Origin of the sequence: Paraburkholderia bannensis NBRC 103871 (genome assembly GCF_000685015.1) — a bacterium.
GTDB classification, from domain to species: domain Bacteria; phylum Pseudomonadota; class Gammaproteobacteria; order Burkholderiales; family Burkholderiaceae; genus Paraburkholderia; species Paraburkholderia bannensis.
Genome location: NZ_BAYA01000003.1, coordinates 379147 through 396495, shown reverse-complemented (window position 1 = coordinate 396495; position 17349 = coordinate 379147). Strand labels below are relative to the sequence as shown.

The window sequence follows — 17349 nt, the reverse complement described above, 5'->3', positions numbered from 1 at the left end:
TGATTGAAAGGCGGCGCGATGCCGCCTTTTTTACGTGCTTGATTTGCGCGCCTTCTTTTCACGCAACGGTGTCGGCGCGTTTCCTTTGCGAACGTTTTATCCTGTGCTTTTCCAATGGGAAACACGATGGGTGCACCTGTTCTGCGCGCCGCCGTTGCGGCATTGCTGGCCTGCGCGTTGTCTGTCTTGCTCACCGATTCCGCAATTTCCGCCGAAGCGCACCGCGCGCATGCGTCGAACGAGCGTCCCGTCGATTCGATCGCCAGCGCGCGCATGCCGATCGACACGCCGCAAGGTCACGCTGATTTCGCGCTCGATCTGAGTGCAGACTGGAATGCGCCGCAACCCGAGGTGGAGCGGGCCGTGATCGTGCTGCATGGCCGCCTGCGCAACGCCAACGATTACTTCCGCACGGCGCAACGCGCGCGAGAAGCGGCAGGCGGCGATCCTGGCCGCACCTTGCTGGTCGCCCCGCAATTCCTTTCGACTGACGACACGCGGGCCTTTCACTCGCCGCCGGATCTCTTGAGCTGGCATAGGGACGCATGGATGGGTGGGGCGGCTGCAAAGACGGGCGCACCGATTGGCGCTTACGCCGTGCTCGATGCAATTGCGCACCGTCTAGCCGACAAACAGCGCTTCCCAAATCTCAAGACGATCGTGTTCGCGGGCCACTCGGGCGGGGCGCAAGTGCTGCAACGCTATGCGGAGGTCTCCGACGCGCCCGACGAACTCGCCCAGTCAGGCATCGACGTGCGTTTCGTGGTGGCCAGTCCGTCGTCGTATGCGTATTTCGATGCGCAGCGCCCGGTTGCCTTCGACGCCGCGAGTTGCCCCGGATTCGATGACTGGAAATACGGCATGCAGGCGCGCCCCGCGTTCCTGCGCGAACACTCGCCCGAGCAGCTGGAAGCGCGCTACGCGCAGCGCCATGTGCTCTACCTGGTGGGCGGCAACGACCACGATCCCGCTTCGGCCTCGCTCGACAAGAGTTGCGCCGCGATGGCGCAAGGGCCGCAACGTCTCGCGCGCGCAGAGGGATTTTTTCGCACGATGCAGGCGCGTCATCCCGCCGGGCTGAACCAGCAGTTCCATGTGGTGCCGGGCGTCGGGCACGACGAGGCGCGCATGCTGACCTCGCATTGCGCGCTCAATATGATGTTCGATGTGGGAAGTTGCGACGACTGACCTGCCACTGACGCCGCATTGCCGAAAGGAAACTGTCGGCGCGAAACGAAGCCAATCGGCAATATTTGCGCCCAAAAGAAAAACGGGCTTCGCGATGTGCGAAGCCCGTCTTTTTGCGCGGCTGGGACGCCGCCAGGGCATCCAGCCGATATCCTGCGTCCGGCTTAAGCGGCTTGCTTGGCAGCGCGCGTCGCTTGAGCGGCGGCCTTCGATGCTGCCTTGGTGACGGCGTCGATGTTGCTTTCGGCGATTTCGGTCGCTTGCTTGGCAGCCTTGTTCACCGAGTCAAATGCGCCTTGTGCTGCCGTGATGGCCGACTTGAATGCGGCGATCGCGCTTTCCGAACCTGCCGGTGCGTTCTTTGCCGCTGCATCGACGAGCGACTGGACGGCGCGTTGCTGCTGTTCGAACTGGCTCTGTGCGGCTTCGCTGAGTTCCGATTGCGTGGCCGAGACAATGGCGTACACGTTGCGGCCATAGGCCAGCGCCTTTTCGGCGGCGGGCTGCGCGAAGCCGGCTTGCAGCGCGAGGAAGCCTTGCGGATCCTTGGCCGACAGCGTGCGCTGGGCGTGTTCCTGACCTTCGGCGATAGCGGCGCGGGCCGTTTCGATGTTCAGTTCGGCGAGCTTGACTGCGCTCTCGAATGCCTTCGTCGTGAAGCCGAAGAGGGTTTCGAGGCCAGCTTTCTGGGTGGCGGCGAATTGTTCGGGAGTAGGCAGAGTCATGTCGTCGTTCCTGATGGGGGACCGCTACGCGTCGGTTCCGTTACGAAAAGAAGAAAACGTTCTATCGATCACCGGTTCGCGCATTGGTGCGATGCAGCAATCTGTGTCCATAATATCTCAAAACAACCGGGTGTCAAGCGTTATGTTGTGCATCGCAACATTTCAGTAAATGCTTGATTCGAATTAAAAATTCACTGACATCCGCAGCGATTCATCGGAGCAATCATTTCCGATTTGAAACGCATGAAATTTGCGCGTTGCAGGGGACTTTCTGATCGGAAACGACGCGCGTTTGTCGGTCTTCTCCGTCATGCCGCCGCGTCTCGCGTTGGTGCGCGGCACGCTTAAGCGCAGCGCTTTCGGCGCGGGTGCAGAATGTGCGCTCCCTGTCGCGCAGGCAAGCGCCAGGTCGTCCCCCCAACACAGAGTCGCGATTTAACAGAGCGCTATTGGTGCAGCAGCAGAGGTTCGCGTGCGAAGCGAACCGCACGGCGTTGCGCGGCTCGGCAATCCCAAAGGAGAGGTCACATGACTGATTCGAGCGGTAAGTCTCTCGGCAAATCCACGACGAGCGCGGGCGCACCGGCTGTCAGCGACCGCAATTCGCTGACGATCGGCGCAGATGGCCCGATCGTTCTGCACGACGTGCATTTCCTCGATCAGATGGCGCACTTCAACCGCGAGAAAGTGCCGGAGCGCCAGCCGCACGCCAAGGGCGCGGGTGCGTTTGGCGAGTTCAAGACTACCGAGGACGTCTCGAAGTACACGAAGGCGGCCTTGTTCCAGAAGGGCGCGAGCACCGAGATGCTGGCGCGCTTTTCCACGGTGGCGGGCGAGATGGGCAGCCCGGACACGTGGCGCGACGTGCGTGGCTTCTCGCTGAAGTTCTACACGACCGAAGGTAATTACGATCTGGTCGGCAACAACACGCCGGTGTTCTTCGTGCGCGACCCGATGAAGTTCCCGCATTTCATCCGCAGCCAGAAACGCCTGCCCGATTCGGGGCTGCGCGACGGCGAGATGCAATGGGACTTCTGGACGAACAACCCGGAATCGGCGCACCAGGTCACCTACCTGATGGGCGAGCGCGGCCTGCCGAAGACGTGGCGTCACATGAACGGCTACGGCTCGCATACCTATATGTGGGTGAATGCGCAGGGCGAGAAGTTCTGGGTGAAGTACCACTTCCACACCAATCAGGGCATGGAGTTCTTCACGAACGCCGAAGCCGAAGCGATGGCCGGCCGCGACGCCGACTTCCACCGCCGCGACCTGTTCGACTCGATCAAGCGCGGCGAATTTCCGGTGTGGACGCTCTCCGTGCAGGTCATGCCCTACGCGGAGGCGAAGCAGTACCGCTTCAATCCGTTCGACCTCACCAAGACCTGGTCGCACAAGGACTATCCGCTCATCAAGGTCGGCACGATGACGCTCAACCGCAACCCGGAGAACTTCTTCGCGCAGATCGAGCAGGCCGCGTTCTCGCCGGGCAATACGGTGCCGGGCATTGGCTTGTCGCCGGATCGCATGTTGCTGGGGCGCGCGTTTGCCTATAACGACGCACATCGCGCCCGTATCGGCACGAACTTCAACCAGCTGCCCGTGAACCGTCCGAAGGTGCCCGTGCAGACTTATCAGTTCGACGGTCACATGACGTTCGAGCACACCGGCAATGCGCCCACCTATGTGCCGAACAGCTTCGGGCGTCCGTGGGCCGACCAGACCGGCCCCGCCGACGATGGCTGGGAAGCCGATGGCGACATGGTGCGCAGCGCCTACACGCTGCACGCCGAAGACGATGACTTTGGCCAGCCGGGCGACCTCGTGCGCAACGTCTTCAACGACAAGCAGCGCGCGCTGCTCGTGGAGCAGGTGGTCGCGAGCCTGAGCGGCGTGCGCAGCCCGGTGCGCGAGCGCGTGTTCGAGTACTGGAAGAATATCGACGCCAATGTCGGTAGCCAGATCGAGGAGCGGGCGGGCAGCGGCAAATAAGCGGCCTCGCTGACTGGAAAGCCGGAGCGGTGCGCAAGCGCCGTTCCGGCTTTTTTGTGCCCGCTCGCGGCCGCTTCAGCGGGCCGCGAAACTGGCAATTCCGCCATTTTTCGGCTTCTGCGCTGACAGGCGCGAGGGCGCATAATGCGCGTGCGTCAACGACGGCGTCCCGCTTCAGTCACGCTTGCTGTTTGTTTTGCGCGTGCGGGGAATAAACCCTGCGCGCCGCGCGTTATCTCCTGGTGAAATCGTTACGGCCCGCCCACGTGAAAACTTCCTTCTCCGCCACATCGAGCTTTTCCGCCGCCGCGCCTGCGCAGAAATACACGCGCATCGCCGTACTGCTGCACTGGTCGATCGCCTTGCTGATGCTCGGTAATGTTGCGCTCGGCCTGACTGCCGCGCTGCTGCCCGACGGCACGCTTTCCGACGAAGGCATTCGCTTCGTGATCGACACGCACAAGTCCATCGGCATCACCGTGCTGGGTCTCGCGATCCTGCGCGTGCTGTGGCGCATCACCCACCGCCCGCCGCCGCTGCCTGCCGAATTCCCGATGTGGGAGCGCGCCGCCGCGCATGCCGCCCATATCGTGCTGTATGTGCTGATCTTCGCCATGCCGCTCACGGGCTGGCTGCACGACTCGGCGTGGGTGGCTGCGGCCTCGCATCCCATGTATCTGTTCGGGCTGTTCCAGTGGCCGCGCATCGGCTTCATCATGAATCTCGATCCGGCGACGAAGAACCAGTTGCACGAGCAGTTCGGCGCGCTGCATACGGCATGCAGTTATGCGCTCTACGGCGTGCTCGCGTTGCATATCGGGGGCGCCCTGAAGCACCAGTGGATCGATCGTCATTCGGTGCTGCGCCGGATGATGCCGTGAACGACGCAATAGCACGGAAAGAACCCAAAGGACAAAAAGGGACTGCCTTGAACGATTCGCTCGACCAGGCGCTGGCGCGCATTTCACCGCGCATTACGCCGCCGCCGACTCCGTTTATCAGCGTCGCGATCCACCTGGGCGTGATGGTGCTCTGGTGCGTGCTGTTCGCGCGCGCGTTTTTCCTGCAAGGCGTGGTCGCGTGGTCGACCGGCATCGCCTACGTGATCTACGACACCGTGCTGCTGGTGTTCGTGGCCTGGCAGGCGCGCGTGCTGCTGCGTCCTTATGAAAGCGCGAATGCGTCCGCGTCCGCGGCGTCGGCATTGCCGACGCTGGGCGTGATCGTCGCGGCCCACAACGAAGCGGGCGTATTGCCGATCACGCTCGACGCGCTGTTCGCGCAGACGCGCGCGCCCAGCCAGATCGTGATTGCCGACGATGGCTCGACCGACGGCACGGCCGCGTTGCTGATAAAGCACTATGGCCTGGCCGATCCGGGCGAAGGGCGCATGAGCGCGCCTTCCACGCGGTATCCGAATTTGCGCTGGCTGAAGCTTGCGCACGGCGGCAAGGCGCGCGCGTTGAACGCGGCGCTGTGCGCGATGGACACCGACGCCGTGATGACCGTCGACGCCGACACGCTGCTCGAACCCGACGCGTGCGCGGCGATGGCCGATGCCTTCGCGCGCCAGCCCACGCTCGTGGCGGCGGCGGGGCTGCTCACGCCGGTCTGCGGCACTACGGCGGAAGGACGTTTTTTCCAGTGGTTCCAGACTTACGAGTACATCCGTAATTTCATTTCGCGCTTTGCGTGGATGCGCGCGGACAGCCTGTTGCTGGTTTCGGGCGCATTCGCCGCTTTTCGCCGCGAGGCGGTCGTGACGGTGGGCGGCTTCGATCCGGATTGCCTCGTAGAGGATTACGAACTGATTCACCGCTTGCGCCGCTATTCCGCGCGCGAAGGCCTGGGGTGGGACGTGCGCGTAATCGGCTCGGCGCGGGCGACGACCGACGCGCCGGGCACGCTCGCGAGTTTTCTGCGCCAGCGCCGCCGCTGGTTCGCGGGTTTCCTGCAGACGCAATACTGGTATCGCGACATGACCGGCAATCGCCGCTACGGCAAGCTTGGTCTCATGATGCTGCCGGTCAAGGCTTTCGATACCGTGCAGCCGATCTACGGTCTTACGGCGTTCGTGCTGCTGCTGGGCTTCCTGTTCGATGGCCGCTTTACGATTGTCTTACCGGTGCTGGCGGTGATCGTCGGCAAGATCGTCATTGACCTCGCGTTCCACCTGTTTTCCGTGCATCTGTATCGACGCTGGAGCGGCGACCGCAAGAGCTCAAGCTTCGGCATGGCGTTCCTCGCCGCCATCTTCGAGCCGTTCTCGTTCCAGCTCATGCGCCATACCGGCGCGGCGATGGGCTGGGGCCATTTCCTGCTGGGGCGGCGCAAGTGGGGCGTACAGCAGCGCACCGGTCTGGGCACGCAACAGCGTGGCGGGACGGCGACGCAATCGCGCTGAATTCATGCTGGATGCGTGCTGACTGTGCGTTGAATGGGCGCTGAGTGCGCGCTGAGTGCGCGCCGACTGGGCAAGCGCTGCGCTTGCGACTAGACTGCACCATGATGAGGCGTCGAATCGTCATGCCGTCCGGTCGCGCGAACTCGCCTGAAAGGATGCACGGCTTCGTGCACCAATCGGGCGCGTGAATGAAGAAATAAGCGCGGGCGATCGCGTTCAGGTGATGGCATACGCCTTGCTTTTTGTAGCGTATCGCAGTGCGCGGCCCATGACGTAACGTCGTGGTTCAGGTCGCGTCGCTGCATCCACGCGCGAGAACGAGCGATGCAAGTCCATGACGAAATGCGCGACGAGGGCGCGGTGCGCCCGCATTACGGACGATTCCAGCAATGGCTGGAGCGCCAGACCGGCGAGACGATGGCGCGCAAACGCGCCGAGGCGGATCTGCTGTTCCGTCGCGTCGGCATTACTTTCGCGGTCAACGGCGATCTCTCGGGCACCGAACGGCTGATCCCGTTCGACCTGATTCCACGCATCATTCCCTCCGACGAATGGGCCACGCTCGAACGCGGGCTGCGTCAGCGCGTGCAGGCGCTCAATCTGTTTCTCCACGACGTTTATCACGACCGCAATATCGTGCGTGCCGGTGTGATTCCGGCCGAGCAGGTCTATACGAATGCGCAATATCGGCCCGAAATGCAGGGCATCGACCTGCCGCGGGGCGTCTACGCGCATATCGCGGGCATCGACATCGTGCGCGATGGACGCGACGGCGCGTTTTACGTGCTCGAAGACAATTTGCGTGTGCCCTCGGGCGTGTCGTACATGCTCGAAAACCGCAAGATGATGATGCGGCTTTTCCCCGACCTGTTCGTTCAGCACAAGGTCGCCCCCGTTGCGCACTATCCCGACCTGCTGCTCGAAACGCTGCGCTCGTGCGCGCCCGATGGCGTGGACGATCCGGTGGTCGTGCTGCTCACGCCGGGCATGTATAACTCCGCGTATTTCGAACACACCTTCCTTGCGCAGCAGATGGGGGTAGAGCTGGTCGAAGGTAGCGACCTGTTCGTAGAGGATAACTACGTATTCATGCGCACGACCAAGGGGCCGCGCCGCGTGGACGTGATCTATCGGCGCGTCGATGACGACTTTCTCGATCCGCTTGCGTTTCGCGCGGATTCCGCGCTGGGCGTGCCTGGGCTGCTCACGGCCTATCGCGCGGGACGTGTCGTGCTGGCGAACGCGATGGGTACGGGCGTCGCCGACGATAAATCGATCTACCCCTACGTGCCGGACATGATCGAGTTTTATCTCGGCGAGAAACCGATTCTCAACAACGTGCCCACCTGGCAGTGCCGCCGCCCCGAAGACCTGGCCTATGCGCTCGACCATTTGCCCGAGCTCGTCGTGAAGGAGGTGCATGGCGCGGGTGGCTACGGCATGCTGGTCGGCCCGGCGTCGACGCGCGAGGAAATCGAGGCATTTCGCGAGCGGTTGATCGCGCGGCCGGGCAATTACATCGCGCAGCCGACGCTTTCGCTTTCCGCTTGCCCGACCTTCGTCGAAGCCGGGATCGCGCCGCGCCATATCGATCTGCGGCCGTTCGTGCTGTCCGGCAAGACGGTGCAAATGGCGGCGGGCGGGCTGACGCGCGTTGCGCTCAAGGAGGGATCGCTGGTCGTGAATTCGTCGCAGGGCGGCGGAACGAAAGACACCTGGGTGCTCGAATGAGCGCCCTGGTGAAACCCGCAAAAAACCACGTAAAAATCGGAATGAAAGAGGAGCGAGCATGCTGAGCCGTACCGCCGATCACCTGTTCTGGATGGCCCGTTACATGGAGCGCGCGGAGAATACCGCGCGCATGCTCGACATCAATCTCACGGCGTTGCTGTTGCCCGGCAATGCCGACGATGAAGCGCGCACGCATCGCGCGATGCTGCGTATTTCCGAGCTCGATACGGCCTTCGACGAGCGGCACGAAAAGACGACGCGCAGTAACGTGCTGCAATTTCTCGTCGCCGATCCGACCAATCCTTCGAGCATCTACTCGTGCTTGCAGGCGGCGCGCGAAAATGCACGCGCGGTGCGCGGCACGCTGACCACCGAGTGGTGGGAAACCGTCAACGACACCTGGTTGCAGTTCTCCGAATTGTTGCGCGGCGATACCCTGGCGACGCATCCTGAGTCGCTGTTCGAGTGGGTGAAGTTCCGCTCGCATCTGTCGCGCGGCGTGCGCGTGGGTACCGCGTTGCAGGACGATGCGCTGTTCTTCACACAGCTTGGCACCTTCCTGGAGCGCGCCGACAACACCGCACGCATTCTGGACGTGCGTTTCGTCGAAGTGGATCAGGCTGATTCGCGCTCGGCGGCACGCCAGCTAGAGGACTTCTATTACTGGACGTCGATCTTGAGTTCGGTGTCCGCGCTGGAGATTTACCGCAAGGTCTATCGCGACGTCGTGACGCCCGCACGCGTGGTGGAACTGCTGATCCTGAACCAGCAGATGCCGCGTTCGCTGCTGGCATCGATGGAAGGGGTGTGCGTGAATCTCGCGATGCTGCGCACCGATGCGTCCCGTGAAGTCGAGCGCACGGCAGGCAAGCTGCGCGCCGAACTGCTGTATGCGGACTTGCGGCAGATCTTCTCGGTTGGCGTGCATACCTTTCTCACGCAGTTTCTCGCGCGCGTCTACGAACTGGGCAACCAGGTCGCCCGCACGTACCTGATGCTGCCGGTGGGCTAGCGCGATGCGAGGCCGTTCGGATTCCAGATCGATTCGTTGAAGGACATTCGCCATGCAGCTCGCGATTCGCCACGACACCGTCTATCGCTACGATGTGCCGGTGCATTACTCGATCCAGCAATTGCGGCTCGCGCCGCTCACGACGCCTACGCAGATCGTCACGCAATGGCATGTGGATGCGCCAGGCAAGCTCGATGCAAGCCGCGACGCTTACGGCAACACGCTGATGACGCTGGTGCTCTCGCGCCCGCACCGCGAAATACGACTGCGTGTGCGTGGCGAAGTGGAAACGGTGCCGCTCGCACAAGGACGCCTGACCGAAGGCGAAGGGCCGATTCCCACCTGGCACTTCACGTCGCCGACGCGTCTTACCGAGGCCGATGCGGCGCTCACGGCATTCGCGCAAAGCCTTGGGCCGCTTGACGATGCGGCGGCGATGCTTGAAGCGGCCGCACGCATCACTGAGCAGGTGCGCTACGAATCCGGCGTGACCGATGTGGCGCATACGGCCGCCGATGCGTTCTCGCTCGGTCGCGGTGTGTGCCAGGATCACGCGCATGTGATGCTGGCGGTGTGCCGCGCGCGTGGGATTCCAGCGCGTTACGTGAGCGGCTATTTCGCCCCCGGCGACGTGCCGGAAATGGCGAGCCACGCCTGGGTGGACGTCTGGCTCGACAATGGCTGGCTGACGGTGGACGTCACGCACGCGTGTTTCGCAAGCGAGAAATACTGCCGGATCGCGGTGGGGCGCGATTACGAGGCCGCGGCGCCGGTGCGCGGGCGGCGTATCGGCGGGCTGGGCGAGACGCTCGACGTCAGCGTGAAGGTGAGTGCGCTCGACGCTCAGCAGCAACAGCAGCAACAATAGTTTTCTCGTTATACGAAAGGAAACACCGAAGACGGCGCGGGTTTCTCATCAGCAACGCCGCGGCCGGAGCGTGCGAAAATCGCGGCTAGGTTGCAGACACGCACGAGCCGATTCGAAGGACAACTATGACGTACTGTGTAGCGCTTGCTGTGGACGAGGGCCTGGTTTTCCTTTCGGATACGCGCACGAATGCCGGGGTCGATCACATCAGCACATCGCGCAAGATGGCCGTGTTCGAGGAGCCCGGCGAGCGCGTGCTGGTGCTGCTCGTGGCCGGCAACCTGGCGATCACGCAGGCCACCTTGCAGGTGCTGACCGAACAGCGCGACAGCGCGCAGCCGTCGCTGTGGAGCGTGCCGGGCATGGTCGAAGCCGCACGCATCGTCGGCGAGGCGGTGCGCGAGGTGTACCGGCGCGATGCCGAGGCGCTCAAGCAGTTCAATGTCGATTTCAATTGCAGCTTCATCCTGGGCGGCCAGATCCGGGGCCAGGCCATGCGCGTGTTCCAGATCTACGCGGCCGGCAATTTCATCGAAACGTCGAGCGTCAATCCGTACTTCCAGATCGGCGAATCCAAGTACGGCAAGCCGATCATCGATCGCGTGCTCACGCCGCGCACGCCGCTCGACGAGGCCGCCAAGTGCGCGCTGATTTCGATGGATTCGACGTTGCGCTCGAACCTGTCCGTGGGACTGCCGCTCGACCTGCTCGTCTATGAGCGCGATTCGCTGCGGGTGACGCGTTACGCGTCGCTCGATCATTCGAACGCTTATTTCCAGATGCTGCATTCGACCTGGGGCGAGCGGCTGCGCCAGGTGTTCAGTGAAATTCCCGATCCGCTCTGGGCCGACGACGGCGACGTGCCGCGCCACGAACGCGTGGAATTGCCCGCCGTGCCGCGCCTGCCGCTCGACGGGCAGCGTCCGCAGTCTGCCGAAGCGCGCCCTGCCCAGACGCTCGCGCAGGGGCCGCAGCCCGCCACGCCGCCGCGCGGCACCTGAGTTTCTGTCCTTCCTGACGCGACCTGGACGCGCGGCCTTGTGCCGCGCAGGGCGGGTCGCGCGGTATCCTCCTGCTGGACGTTTGATCCGCGGCGCGCGCAGAGCCACAGAGCGCCCTTTGACCGGAACGAGGAGGCAGGCCGATGAAGCATGACGACCCGAAGGTAGAAGAGAACGAGCACCACGCGAGCGGCGTGACCGATGCAAGCGGCGCCCCGGACGACCCCGCGCGCCGCCGCGTCCTGGGCGGGATCGCGGCGGTGGGCGTGGGCCTCGCGCTCAGCGGTTGCCAGACGCCGGAGACGAATGCGGGCCTCGGCCCGCGCAGTGCGGGCGACGCGCGCGTCGATGCCGCGCTGCGCGACCAGGTGCGCCATATCGTCGTGATCTACGCGGAAAATCGCAGCTTCACGAACCTTTACGGCAATTTTCCCGGCGTGCAGACGCCGCTGTCGGGCGTGAGCGCGTCGCGCTACGCGCAGCTCGACCGTGACGGCAAGACGCCGCTCACACAGCTGCCGAAGATCTGGGGCGGACTCGTGCCGCAGGCGCAGGAACTCGACGGCAAGCGCTACATGATCGGCGAGCCGGCCATCGCGGGGCTGGCTAACCAGCCGTTTCGTATCGTCGACACGCATGGCGATCCGTTGCCGAACGGAATCATCACGCGCGACCTCGTGCATCGCTTCTATCAGAACCAGATGCAGATCAACGCGGGACGCAACGACCAGTTCGCTGCGTGGGGCGATTCGGGCGGCCTCGTGATGGGCTATTACGAGAACTCCGCCGAGACCTTGCGGCTCTGGCAACTCGCGCAGCAATACACGCTGTGCGACAACTTCTTCATGGCCGCCTTTGGCGGCTCGTGGCTCAACCATATCTATCTGATTGCTGCGCAGGCGCCGTATTACCCGAACGTTCAGTCGAGTCCGGCGAAGCACATGGTATCCGTGCTGGACGGCGACGATCCGCTCGGCACGCGCCTGAAGGTGGCGGCCAGCAGCCCGCCATCGGCGCTGGGCGGCCCGCCGAAGTTCGTCAACGACGGCGCGTTCACGCCCGACGGCTATGCGGTCAACACGATGGCGCCGCCGTACCAGCCCAGCAGCGTGCGGCCTGCCGAGGACGGCAATCCGGCCTGGGCCGACCCGTCCGATCCCCGTGTAATGCCGCCGCAGACCTTCGCCACGATTGGCGACCGGCTCTCGGCCAGGGGCGTCGATTGGGCCTGGTACAGCGGCGCCTGGCAGTTCGCGCTCGATCATCGCGACACCGGCTCCGTGCCCGATTTCCAGTACCACCATCAGCCCTTCAATTACTTCGCCAACTTCGCGCCGGGGACGACGGAGCGCGCGCGCCATCTGCGCGACGCGGGCGTGGGCGACGACCCCGCCACCAACCGCCTGCTCGCCGATATCGATGCGGGACGCCTGCCTGCTGTCACGTTCTACAAGCCGCAGGGCAACCTGAACATGCACGCCGGTTACGCCGATGTGGAGTCGGGCGACCGCCATGTGGCCGCCGTGATCGAGCATCTGCAGCGCAGCCCGCAGTGGGCCAACACCGTGGTCGTGATGACGCACGACGAGAACGGCGGCTGGTGGGATCCGGTCGCGCCGCCCACGGGCGACCGCTGGGGGCCGGGCTCGCGCATCCCGGCGCTGGTGATCGCGCCGTTCGCGAAGAAGGGGCATGTGGATCACACGTTCTACGACACGAACTCGATCCTGCGCTTCATCAGCCGTGTTCACGGACTCGCGCCGCTCGATGGCGTGGCGTCGCGCGACCGGGCTTTCGCCGCGCGCGGGCAGACGCCGCCGGGGGATCTCACGGCGGCGCTCGATCTGGCGTGACGGTATGGGGCAGACGTGGGCGGCAGGAGGTGCCGGAGGCAGCGCGCAAAATGTTGCCAATCGGAAACCTTCTGCTGAATCCGTGACTAAATCGACTAACTGCCCATCCGATCAATGAGTTGGCGCGCTAGTAAGAGGGTTATCAACAGGTTTATCCCAAGAAGCTGTGGACAACTTTTTTGCGCACTTTTTGTGCATTTTTGCTGGTGCGCGAGCGTTTATCGTTATGAATCATGGGTTTGGTTGCGATGTCCAGTACTTACCCACAAGGCTGTGAACAAAAACTGTGGACAAGCTCGGCGCCAGATTTCGGATCGGCGTCAAAACTGCTGCAATCGGCAACGCCGCAGACAATCCGCTATGCATCAGGTACTTACAGCACTCATCCCAGGGTTACGCACAGGGCTGCCAACAAATTCTGTGGATAGTCCTGCCCATCGAGTCACGCCCGGAACCTGGACGAGGCCCAGATGCTGATATCGATAACACTTGCCTTGCGCAGCTCGCAGTTTCAGTCCGATAATCGGGTTCGCAGTCAGGCTTCCCGGTTGCGTCGTTTGTGGTTTCACAGCCGGAACCAGGCAGTCTGAACAGTTCGCACCACGCATCACCGTACGCTTCGCACCACGCGTCGCGACTCATTCTCCCCGCCACTCTCCATCGCGCCGTGCTCAAGAACTCGCGCTTTGTCGGTCTCCTGCATATTCCTGGATTTTTGCCGCTTGCCGGCGCCACCCTGATGCTGGGCGTGGCCATGTCCTTCACCGCACCGTATCTCTCGCTCTTCGGCGTCGAGCGCGCCGGCATGACGCCGTTCCGGCTAGGCGTGTTCATGACCGCCATTGCCGCGAGCGGCGTGATCGCCAGCACGGCGGCGGGGCGCTGGAGCGACCGCACGGGCAAGCATCGCTTGTTGCTGCTGGCGTCGCTGTGCGCGGCCACGCTCGGGTATCTGTGTCTGTGCGTCGTGCGCGATTACCGGCTGCTGCTCGCGGTAGGCATTGCGTTCATCGGCGCGGGCGGCTGCGCGCTCTCGCTGGTGTTTTCGTTCAGCCGCGCGGCGCTGCCTGCCGCCGACGATGCCGAACGCACCTTCGCCAGCGCGACCTTGCGCACGATCCTCTCGGCGGCATGGGTGTTCGGGCCGGCGGTGGGCGCGCTGGTGCTCGCGGCCACCGGCTTCTACGGGCTGTTCCTGTTCGCCGCAGCCAGCTTCGCGCTGTGCGGCACGATCGTGTGGCGCATGCGCGAGCCGCGCCAGGATGAACATGCCACCCAGCACCTGATGACGCGGCCCACGGCTCAGGAAGTCGCGCAGGAGCGCGCCGAAGACGCCATCGCCCCATATGACGGCCAGCCGCTCACCCAGGCCGAAGTGCAGCCCGCCGTGAAGCAGCGCATCCACGACGCCGCGCCCGATGTCTCGCACAAGGACATCATGCGCGCGATCGTTGCGCTCACACTGATCGGCCTCGCGGCCAACGCGACGATGATCGTGCTGCCGCTCTATATCGTCCACGGCTTGCAGGGCTCGCGGATCGACGTGTCGATCATGCTCGGGCTGGGCGCGTTGATGGAGATTCCGATGATGCTCGCGCTCGGCGCGAAGGCGTCGCGCCTGAACAAGTCGCATTGGCTTGCGGCCTGCGCGGTCGTGCATGCGGTGTATTTCGCGGCCATGGCGGCTGCGCCTGGCGTGCATGCGCTCATTCCGATGCAGATTCTCAACGCCTTCGTGGTCGCGGTGACGTCGTGTCTCGGCATGACGTTCATCCAGGATCTGATGCCCGATGCGCCGGGGCGCGCGACGGCGCTGTTCTTCAACGCATCGCGGCTCGGTTCGATTCTGTCCGGCGTGTTGTCCGGGATGCTCGTGCAGGCATTCGGTTATCGCGGCACGTTTTTGTTCTGCGGCGTGCTCGCGCTGTGCGCGCTCGTATTGTTCGCGGTGCCAGGCGAGCAGTATCCGAAGATGGCGCGTGCGTTACGCGATTTCGTGCGCGAAAAGATGGCCTCGCGCGTGAAATAACGGTGCGCCATTTATCGATTCGATAAGCCATCCGAATCAACCGGCGCAAAAGCAAAGCGGCGCGATGAACGCGCCGCTTGGTGTTTTTTCAGGCGTCGGATTCGATCATCAAGCCGCTTCGGCCGTACGGACACGCGTAGTGTCTTCGACGGCAAAATCTTCGGCGTCCACATCGTAGCCCGACGGTTCCCAGCGCACCGAAAGCAGCGCCACCAGCCCCGCGAGCGGCGCGATCGCGATGATCCAGAACACCCGCGTATTGAGCGCGGCGGCCAGCACCGGGAACAGGAACAGCGAAACCGTGGAGCTTGCGCGCATCAGCGTCTGGTTCAGGCCGACGCCCACGCCGCGCAGCGATGTCGGGTAGCCCAGCGAAGCGAACGTCATGCTGTGCGAACCCGGCCCGATCCCCTGGCCGAACAGGAATGCCGCGAGCAGCGCGACGGCGCTCACGACCTCCAGCGTCGTCGCGGGCTTGCCGACGATCGCGAGGCCCACGAGCGCCACGAACTGGATCACGTAGCCGCAGACCGTCATGTTCCAGGCGCCGAAGCGCGGCACGGTGCGCACGGCGATCAGCCCGCCCACGAACGCAAAGCCCAGATTGAGCGCAAGCGAGGCGAGGATGGTCGTCAGCATCGACTGTGCAAGGAAACTCGAAATGATCACGGGTAGCCCGAACGCCACCGCGTTATAGGCGAACGACGAGGCCACGCCGATCACCGTCGCGAGCACCGTACGCCGCGCATAAACGCCGCGCAGCAGCGCGCCGTAGTTCTTCCACGACGCCACGCGCGCCGGTTTTGCGGCTGACTGGAGGGCTTCGGGTGCGACGTCGGCGTCGATGCCATAGGAGCGTTGCAGGATGCGCGCCGCGCCCGCCAGATCGCCCTGGTTCGCGGCCCAGACCGGCGACTCGCTGATGTAGCGGCTGCGGATCGCGATGATGATGAGCGCAGGCACCGCGCCGAAGCCGAGCGTCAGTCGCCACAGCAGATGCGAATGCGAGGCGGGCAGCGTCGCGTAGAACGCCAGCACGAGCAGATAGGAAACGCTGATCGCCGCGTACCAGACGGGGCACCACATCGCTACGCGCGCCGCTTTGTTGCCGCGGCCCGAGAGGCGCGAGAACTCGGCGAGGAAGGCCATCGCGACGGGCAGGTCGATGCCCACGCCCAGGCCCATCACGAAGCGCGCGCCGCCCAGCACCCAGGCATTGGGCGCGAGTGCGCAGGCCAGTGCGGCGACCACGAAGAAGAACATGTCGGCCATGAAGACGCGATAGCGGCCGATGCGGTCGGTGAGGAAGCCGCCGAGAAACGCGCCGACGATCGCGCCAAAGGTGATCGCCGAGGCAACGAAGCCCGTGCCCGCGGGCGAGAGCGAGAATTCGCGCGCGACGTCCTTCAGGCCGAAGGCGAGGGCGCCCAGGTCGTAGGCGTCGAGGAACACACCGCCCAGCGCGATCGCGACGACGATGCGTGCGTTGCTGCCGGGCGCGCCGCCCGCGTTGACGAGCCGCGAGACATCGGCGGCGCTGCGGATCAGCGCGCGGCCGGGGGAAGGGGAGGCAGAAGCGGGGGCAGAAGCGGAAGACATGCGGGCAGGCGGGCGGCGGCTGGAAAGTCCCGAATGCTACCGGCGGGCCGCCGCCCGCCCAAATCGTCTTTCGTAATGAGCTTATGCGGTGCGCATGCGGCCCGCATCGCCTTGAGTGAATTCCTAGTGCATATAGGTCACGCGGCGCGCGCGGTCGCTCAACTGCACGCCCGCGTCGAGCAGGCAGATGGCAAACCAGCGCGACGTCTTGAGCATGCCGCTTACGCTTTGCATCGGCAGCCAGTCGTTGAGCAACTGCACGGCGGCCTCGCTGCGCGTCGATTGCAGCAGCGCGATCACCTGGAGCAGCGAGCCTTCGTCCTTCGCCAGCTCCGACGCGCAGCGGCAGCGGGTATCGAGCGGGCGGCACGAAGCGCGGCAAAGCGTGCCCATCAGCAGGTCGAAATGGCCGATGCCTTCAGCGCCGAGTCCCGCGTCGGCCAGCACGCCGCGCCAGCTTTCGGCCTTGCCGTAAGCGTCGCAGTGCGGGCGCAGCCACGTGCGCACGGCGCGCAGGATGGTTTGTTCGGCGCTATCGGGGTGCTGGACGAAGGTGTCGTCGATCAGCGTGTCGTTTCTCGCGAAAGGGGCGGTGTAGTTCATGGGAGCCTCCGGCGAACAGGGCGGGTGCGCAAACGGGTGCGCGGATCAGCGGATCAATCCAAACAGGGCCGGCCTCGCCGGCATGGAAAGCATGATGCCCCAAAACGAAGTTAAATGCAAATGATTCTCATTTGTATAATGGGCATGCCGGATGACTGGGAATGCGCATGCGGCACCGCAGCAACACTGCGTGACGATGCAGCGCCGGTCGGCTGGCATCCGTCGTGCCGCGGGAAGGGACTGTTCCAGGCAAGCGGCTTAATTGAAGGGCCACAAGCCGCTACAGTGCCGCCCATGCGTGTTCCAGCGTCGCTGGCGCATCGTGAGAGTTCGCCCCGGCCCGA

The 17349-nt window shown here is 64.2% G+C and carries 13 protein-coding genes; 10 read left to right on the top strand and 3 right to left on the bottom strand.

Features of this window, described 5'->3' with window-relative positions:
- Positions 1-126 precede the first annotated feature (126 nt).
- Positions 127-1188, top strand: coding sequence for a hypothetical protein (locus BBA01S_RS40075; protein WP_063750521.1), 1062 nt, complete (start codon positions 127-129; stop codon positions 1186-1188).
- 164 nt (positions 1189-1352) lie between these two features.
- Here BBA01S_RS40075 and phaP read toward each other — a convergent pair whose 3' ends face one another.
- Positions 1353-1913, bottom strand: a complete 561-nt coding sequence (gene phaP / locus BBA01S_RS05015) for a TIGR01841 family phasin (RefSeq protein ID WP_027815477.1) — start codon at positions 1911-1913, stop codon at positions 1353-1355.
- Between the two features lie 528 nt (positions 1914-2441).
- Here phaP and BBA01S_RS05010 point away from each other — a divergent pair.
- From BBA01S_RS05010 to BBA01S_RS04970, 9 genes are all read left to right on the top strand, one after another.
- Positions 2442-3905: a catalase gene (locus BBA01S_RS05010; RefSeq protein ID WP_027815476.1), complete on the top strand. Its 1464-nt coding sequence runs from the start codon at positions 2442-2444 to the stop codon at positions 3903-3905.
- A 266-nt stretch (positions 3906-4171) separates the two neighbouring features.
- Positions 4172-4786 (top strand): cytochrome b, encoded by a 615-nt coding sequence (locus BBA01S_RS05005; protein WP_027815475.1) that lies wholly within the window; start codon positions 4172-4174, stop codon positions 4784-4786.
- Positions 4787-4833: 47 nt separating this feature from the next.
- Positions 4834-6309: a glycosyltransferase family 2 protein gene (locus BBA01S_RS05000; protein ID WP_027815474.1), complete on the top strand. Its 1476-nt coding sequence runs from the start codon at positions 4834-4836 to the stop codon at positions 6307-6309.
- A 324-nt stretch (positions 6310-6633) separates the two neighbouring features.
- Positions 6634-8040, top strand: coding sequence for a circularly permuted type 2 ATP-grasp protein (locus BBA01S_RS04995; RefSeq protein WP_027815473.1), 1407 nt, complete (start codon positions 6634-6636; stop codon positions 8038-8040).
- A gap of 58 nt (positions 8041-8098) precedes the next feature.
- Entirely contained in the window at positions 8099-9052 is a 954-nt protein-coding gene (locus BBA01S_RS04990) for an alpha-E domain-containing protein (RefSeq protein ID WP_027815472.1), read from the top strand.
- A 52-nt stretch (positions 9053-9104) separates the two neighbouring features.
- The gene (locus BBA01S_RS04985) at positions 9105-9920 is read left to right on the top strand and encodes a transglutaminase family protein (RefSeq protein ID WP_027815471.1); all 816 of its coding nucleotides are present in this window, start codon (positions 9105-9107) and stop codon (positions 9918-9920) included.
- 125 nt (positions 9921-10045) lie between these two features.
- Entirely contained in the window at positions 10046-10921 is an 876-nt protein-coding gene (locus BBA01S_RS40070) for a proteasome-type protease (protein ID WP_042295984.1), read from the top strand.
- Positions 10922-11064: 143 nt separating this feature from the next.
- A complete protein-coding gene (locus BBA01S_RS04975) occupies positions 11065-12774 on the top strand; it encodes an acid phosphatase (RefSeq protein ID WP_042295983.1) in 1710 nt (569 codons plus the stop codon).
- A 667-nt stretch (positions 12775-13441) separates the two neighbouring features.
- Entirely contained in the window at positions 13442-14803 is a 1362-nt protein-coding gene (locus BBA01S_RS04970; protein ID WP_027815469.1) for a sugar efflux transporter, read from the top strand.
- A 108-nt stretch (positions 14804-14911) separates the two neighbouring features.
- Here BBA01S_RS04970 and BBA01S_RS04965 read toward each other — a convergent pair whose 3' ends face one another.
- Together BBA01S_RS04965 and BBA01S_RS04960 are read right to left on the bottom strand one after the other, a co-directional pair.
- Complete coding sequence (locus BBA01S_RS04965; protein WP_027815468.1) at positions 14912-16402, bottom strand: MFS transporter; 1491 nt, start codon at positions 16400-16402, stop codon at positions 14912-14914.
- Positions 16403-16525: 123 nt separating this feature from the next.
- The gene (locus BBA01S_RS04960) at positions 16526-17005 is read right to left on the bottom strand and encodes a hypothetical protein (RefSeq protein ID WP_027815467.1); all 480 of its coding nucleotides are present in this window, start codon (positions 17003-17005) and stop codon (positions 16526-16528) included.
- Between the last annotated feature and the right edge of the window lie 344 nt (positions 17006-17349).